Annotated in this window: 3 rRNA genes; all 3 read left to right on the top strand. The window is 57.2% G+C overall.

From position 1 onward, the window contains the following. Positions 1 to 276: 276 nt before the first annotated feature. Positions 277 to 1,809 (top strand): 16S ribosomal RNA (locus tag FYW99_RS31460). A 361-nt stretch (positions 1,810 to 2,170) separates the two neighbouring features. After that, positions 2,171 to 5,261 (top strand): 23S ribosomal RNA (locus FYW99_RS31455). Between the two features lie 93 nt (positions 5,262 to 5,354). Further along, positions 5,355 to 5,470: ribosomal RNA gene (rrf, locus tag FYW99_RS31450) — 5S ribosomal RNA — on the top strand. Together the 16S, 23S and 5S rRNA genes form the textbook arrangement of a ribosomal RNA operon. Positions 5,471 to 5,518 lie beyond the last annotated feature (48 nt).

Raw genomic sequence — 5,518 nt, 5'->3', positions numbered from 1 at the left:
GCGGAACACCTGATAAAGTAAAGACACAACAAAGCGGAAACGCAGACGCCTTCGGCGGAAAAGCCCACAGCGGCTTGTAAGCGAAGAGCGGTTGTTTCTTGAGAACTCAACAGCGCGTGTTTGATTTTCTTTAAGCCATGTTTGTTTTGGCCCCGACACACAGAACCGCAAGGTTCGTGTGCGAGGTTCCTTTGATTAGCCGGGGTAACCCGGTTGGTCAGGATTACTTCTAGGTTTACCCGCCCAGGCCTCGCGGCCGGGTTGGGTTGAGTGACCTTTATGGAGAGTTTGATCCTGGCTCAGGACGAACGCTGGCGGCGTGCTTAACACATGCAAGTCGAGCGGTAAGGCCCTTCGGGGTACACGAGCGGCGAACGGGTGAGTAACACGTGAGCAACCTGCCCCTGACTCCGGGATAAGCGGTGGAAACGCCGTCTAATACCGGATACGACCTCCCACCTCATGGTGGAGGGTGGAAAGTTTTTCGGTCAGGGATGGGCTCGCGGCCTATCAGCTTGTTGGTGGGGTAACGGCCTACCAAGGCGATTACGGGTAGCCGGCCTGAGAGGGCGACCGGCCACACTGGGACTGAGACACGGCCCAGACTCCTGCGGGAGGCAGCAGTGGGGAATATTGCGCAATGGGCGAAAGCCTGACGCAGCGACGCCGCGTGGGGGATGACGGCCTTCGGGTTGTAAACCTCTTTTACCACCAACGCAGGCTTCCAGTTCTCTGGGAGTTGACGGTAGGTGGGGAATAAGGACCGGCTAACTACGTGCCAGCAGCCGCGGTAATACGTAGGGTCCGAGCGTTGTCCGGAATTATTGGGCGTAAAGAGCTCGTAGGCGGCGTGTCGCGTCTGCTGTGAAAGACCGGGGCTTAACTCCGGTTCTGCAGTGGATACGGGCATGCTAGAGGTAGGTAGGGGAGACTGGAATTCCTGGTGTAGCGGTGAAATGCGCAGATATCAGGAGGAACACCGGTGGCGAAGGCGGGTCTCTGGGCCTTACCTGACGCTGAGGAGCGAAAGCATGGGGAGCGAACAGGATTAGATACCCTGGTAGTCCATGCCGTAAACGTTGGGCGCTAGGTGTGGGGACTTTCCACGGTTTCCGCGCCGTAGCTAACGCATTAAGCGCCCCGCCTGGGGAGTACGGCCGCAAGGCTAAAACTCAAAGGAATTGACGGGGGCCCGCACAAGCGGCGGAGCATGTTGCTTAATTCGACGCAACGCGAAGAACCTTACCAAGGTTTGACATCACCCGTGGACTCGCAGAGATGTGAGGTCATTTAGTTGGCGGGTGACAGGTGGTGCATGGCTGTCGTCAGCTCGTGTCGTGAGATGTTGGGTTAAGTCCCGCAACGAGCGCAACCCTTGTTCCATGTTGCCAGCACGTAATGGTGGGGACTCATGGGAGACTGCCGGGGTCAACTCGGAGGAAGGTGGGGATGACGTCAAGTCATCATGCCCCTTATGTCTTGGGCTGCAAACATGCTACAATGGCCGGTACAATGGGCGTGCGATACCGTAAGGTGGAGCGAATCCCTAAAAGCCGGTCTCAGTTCGGATTGGGGTCTGCAACTCGACCCCATGAAGGTGGAGTCGCTAGTAATCGCGGATCAGCAACGCCGCGGTGAATACGTTCCCGGGCCTTGTACACACCGCCCGTCACGTCATGAAAGTCGGCAACACCCGAAACTTGCGGCCTAACCCCTTGTGGGAGGGAGTGAGTGAAGGTGGGGCTGGCGATTGGGACGAAGTCGTAACAAGGTAGCCGTACCGGAAGGTGCGGCTGGATCACCTCCTTTCTAAGGAGTCTTTACAGGTCGGCATTACTTCTACAGCCGGCCGGACTCAGAAGTGGACCTGGCAGCACGGACGCCTTCGGGTGTTGGCTGTTCAGGAGTGGCTGAAGAGGAATCGAACTTGACCTCGGGTGACTAGAAGCGCCCGGGGGCGCGCTGTTGGGTGTCTGAGGAAGCAACCTTCGGCCGCTGGTCTCTCCGTGTGGGGGGATGGGTGGCCGGTGTTGGTTCCCGCGGACCGCCTCTGAGAACTCTCGGTGGGTGTCAGGCCTGGTGTCTGGTGCTGTGTGCCGATGTGGTGTTGGGGTGTGCGGTTGGTGTTTTGATTTGTGAATAGTGTGCGCGAGCATCTTATTATCTGTAGTGGCCAAGTGATAGTGGCACACGGTGGATGCCTTGGCACCAGGCGCCGATGAAGGACGTGGGAGGCCGCGATAGGCCACGGGGAGCTGTCAACCGAGCTGTGATCCGTGGGTGTCCGAATGGGGAAACCTAGCCCGAGTTGTGTCGGGTTGCCGCCACCTGAATGTATAGGGTGGTTGGTGGTGACGCGGGGAAGTGAAACATCTCAGTACCCGTAGGAAGAGTAAACAACAGTGATTCTCCTAGTAGTGGTGAGCGAACGGGGAAGAGGCTAAACCGTAGGCGTGTGATAGACGACAGTCGTTGCGTGTGCGGGGTTGTGGGGCGCATCTTTTCAGGTCTGTCGGCCTGGAGCGTTGATGTCGGTGGTAGTTGAAGCCGTTGGGAAGCGGCACCGTAGTGGGTGAGAGTCCCGTAGACGAAGTTACCGGCTAGATGTTGATGTGTTCCCGAGTAGCGCGGAGCCCGTGAAAGTCCGTGTGAATCTGGCAGGACCACCTGCTAAGCCAAAATACGTCCTGGTGACCGATAGTGCACTAGTACCGTGAGGGAAAGGTGAAAAGTGCCCCGGTGAGGGGTCGTGAAATAGTACCTGAAACCGTGTGCTGTCAAGCCGTCAGAGCTGAAGCTTGTCTTTGGTGATGGCGTGCCTTTTGAAGAATGAGCCTGCGAGTCATGGTGTGTGGCGAGGTTAACCCGGGTGGGGTAGCCGTAGGGAAACCGAGTCTGAATAGGGCGAATGAGTCGCATGCTGTGGACCCGAAGCGGAGTGATCTACCCATGTCCAGGGTGAAGCGGGGGTAAGACCTCGTGGAGGCCCGAACCCACCAGGGTTGAAAACCTGGGGGATGAGGTGTGGGTAGGGGTGAAAGGCCAATCAAACTCCGTGATAGCTGGTTCTCCCCGAAATGCATTTAGGTGCAGCGTCACGTGTTTCTTGCTGGAGGTAGAGCTACTGTTTGGCTGATGGGCCCGACAAGGTTACTGACGTCAGACAAACTCCGAATGCCGGTGAAGTGAAGCGTGGCAGTGAGACTGCGGGGGATAAGCTTCGTAGTCGAGAGGGAAACAGCCCAGATCATCAGCTAAGGCCCCTAAGCGTGTGCTAAGTGGGAAAGGTTGTGGAGTTGCTGAGACAACCAGGAGGTTGGCTTAGAAGCAGCCATCCTTTAAAGAGTGCGTAATAGCTCACTGGTCAAGTGGTTCTGCGCCGATAATGTAGCGGGGCTAAAGCACACCGCCGAAGCTGTGAAGCTCACACGTAAGTGTGGGTTGGTAGGGGAGCGTCGTGCGTCCGGTGAAGCTGCCGAGTGATCGTGTGGTGGAGGGCGTGCGAGTGAGAATGCAGGCATGAGTAGCGAAAGCAACGTGAGAAACGTTGCCGCCGATTGACTAAGGGTTCCTGGGGCAGGTTAATCCGCCCAGGGTGAGTCTGGACCTAAGGCGAGGCCGACAGGCGTAGTCGATGGATAACGGGTTGATATTCCCGTACCCGTGCACGAGCGTCCAGTACTGAATCAGGTGATGCTAACCACGCTGGTGGTCTTGGGTCCCTTCGGGGAGCTTTGACTTACTGGTCTGGGAACCGAGCTTGTAGTAGGTAAGTGATGGGGTGACGCAGGAGGGTAGCTCTACCCGGCGGTGGTTGTCCGGGGGTAAGCGTGTAGGCCGGTGTGTTGGCAAATCCGCACGCCGTGAAGGCTGAGACGTGATGCCGAGCCGTTTTTGGTGAAGTGAGTGATCCCATGCTGTCGAGAAAAGCCTCTAGCGAGTTCGTGTGTGGCCAGTACCCTAAACCGACGCAGGTGGTCAGGTAGAGAATACCGAGGCGTTCGGGTGAACCATGGTTAAGGAACTCGGCAAATTGTCCCCGTAACTTTGGGAGAAGGGGAGCCCTGTCTGGTGAAGGATTTTGCATCTGGAGCTGGGTGGGGTCGCAGATAGCGGGGGGAAGCGACTGTTTATTAAAAACACAGGTCCGTGCGAAGTCGTAAGACGCTGTATACGGACTGACGCCTGCCCGGTGCTGGAACGTTAAGAGGACTGGTTAGTGGGTTTCGGCCTGCGAAGCTGGGAATCTAAGCGCCAGTAAACGGCGGTGGTAACTATAACCATCCTAAGGTAGCGAAATTCCTTGTCGGGTAAGTTCCGACCTGCACGAATGGCGTAACGACTTCCCCACTGTCTCAACCATGGGCCCGGTGAAATTGCACTACGAGTAAAGATGCTCGTTTCGCGCAGCAGGACGGAAAGACCCCGGGACCTTCACTATAGCTTGACATTGGTGTTTGGGATGGTTTGTGTAGGATAGGTGGGAGCCGGTGAAGCTGTCACGCTAGTGGCGGTGGAGGCGTTGGTGAAATACCACTCTGACTGTTTCGGGCATCTAACTTTGGACCGTGATCCGGTTCGGGGACAGTGTCTGGTGGGTAGTTTAACTGGGGCGGTTGCCTCCCAAAGAGTAACGGAGGCGCCCAAAGGTTCCCTCAGCCTGGTTGGTAATCAGGTGTTGAGTGTAAGTGCACAAGGGAGCTTGACTGTGAGACGGACGTGTCGAGCAGGAGCGAAAGCTGGGACTAGTGATCCGGCACCGGCGTGTGGAAGCGGTGTCGCTCAACGGCTAAAAGGTACCCCGGGGATAACAGGCTGATCTTCCCCAAGAGTCCATATCGACGGGATGGTTTGGCACCTCGATGTCGGCTCGTCGCATCCTGGGGCTGGAGTTGGTCCCAAGGGTTGGGCTGTTCGCCCATTAAAGCGGCACGCGAGCTGGGTTTAGAACGTCGTGAGACAGTTCGGTCCCTATCCGCTGTGCGCGTTGGAGACTTGAGAAGGGCTGTCCCTAGTACGAGAGGACCGGGACGGACGAACCTCTGGTGTGCCAGTTGTCCTGCCAAGGGCATGGCTGGTTGGCTACGTTCGGGAGGGATAACCGCTGAAAGCATCTAAGCGGGAAGCTTGCTTTGAGATGAGGTCTCCTGCCTCCTTGAGAGGGTAAGGCTCCCTATAGACGATGGGGTTGATAGGCCGGGTGTGGAAGCCCTGTGAGGGGTGGAGCTGACCGGTACTAATAGGCCGAGGGCTTGTCCGCTGCAGATAATTGGATGTTCGCGCACACTTTTCACGGATTTCCGCCGTGGATGACTCCCCTGTGTGGGTTGAGTTGTTCGGGGTGGTGTGGTTTCCGTGGTGGTTATTGCTGGAGGGTCACACCCGGTCTCTTTCCGAACCCGGTCGTTAAGTCTCTTTGCGCTGATGGTACTGCCCTGTGGTGGGGTGGGAGAGTAGGTCGCTGCCACGGTTTTTTGTGAGGGTGGGGGATCGTCTGTGGGCGGTCCCCTGCTTTTTT

The sequence above is a fragment of the Nocardiopsis deserti genome (genome assembly GCF_008638355.1).
Lineage (GTDB): Bacteria > Actinomycetota > Actinomycetes > Streptosporangiales > Streptosporangiaceae > Nocardiopsis > Nocardiopsis alborubida.
Note: the sequence above shows the minus strand (reverse complement) of the source record. Positions and strands in the feature narration are given on the sequence as shown.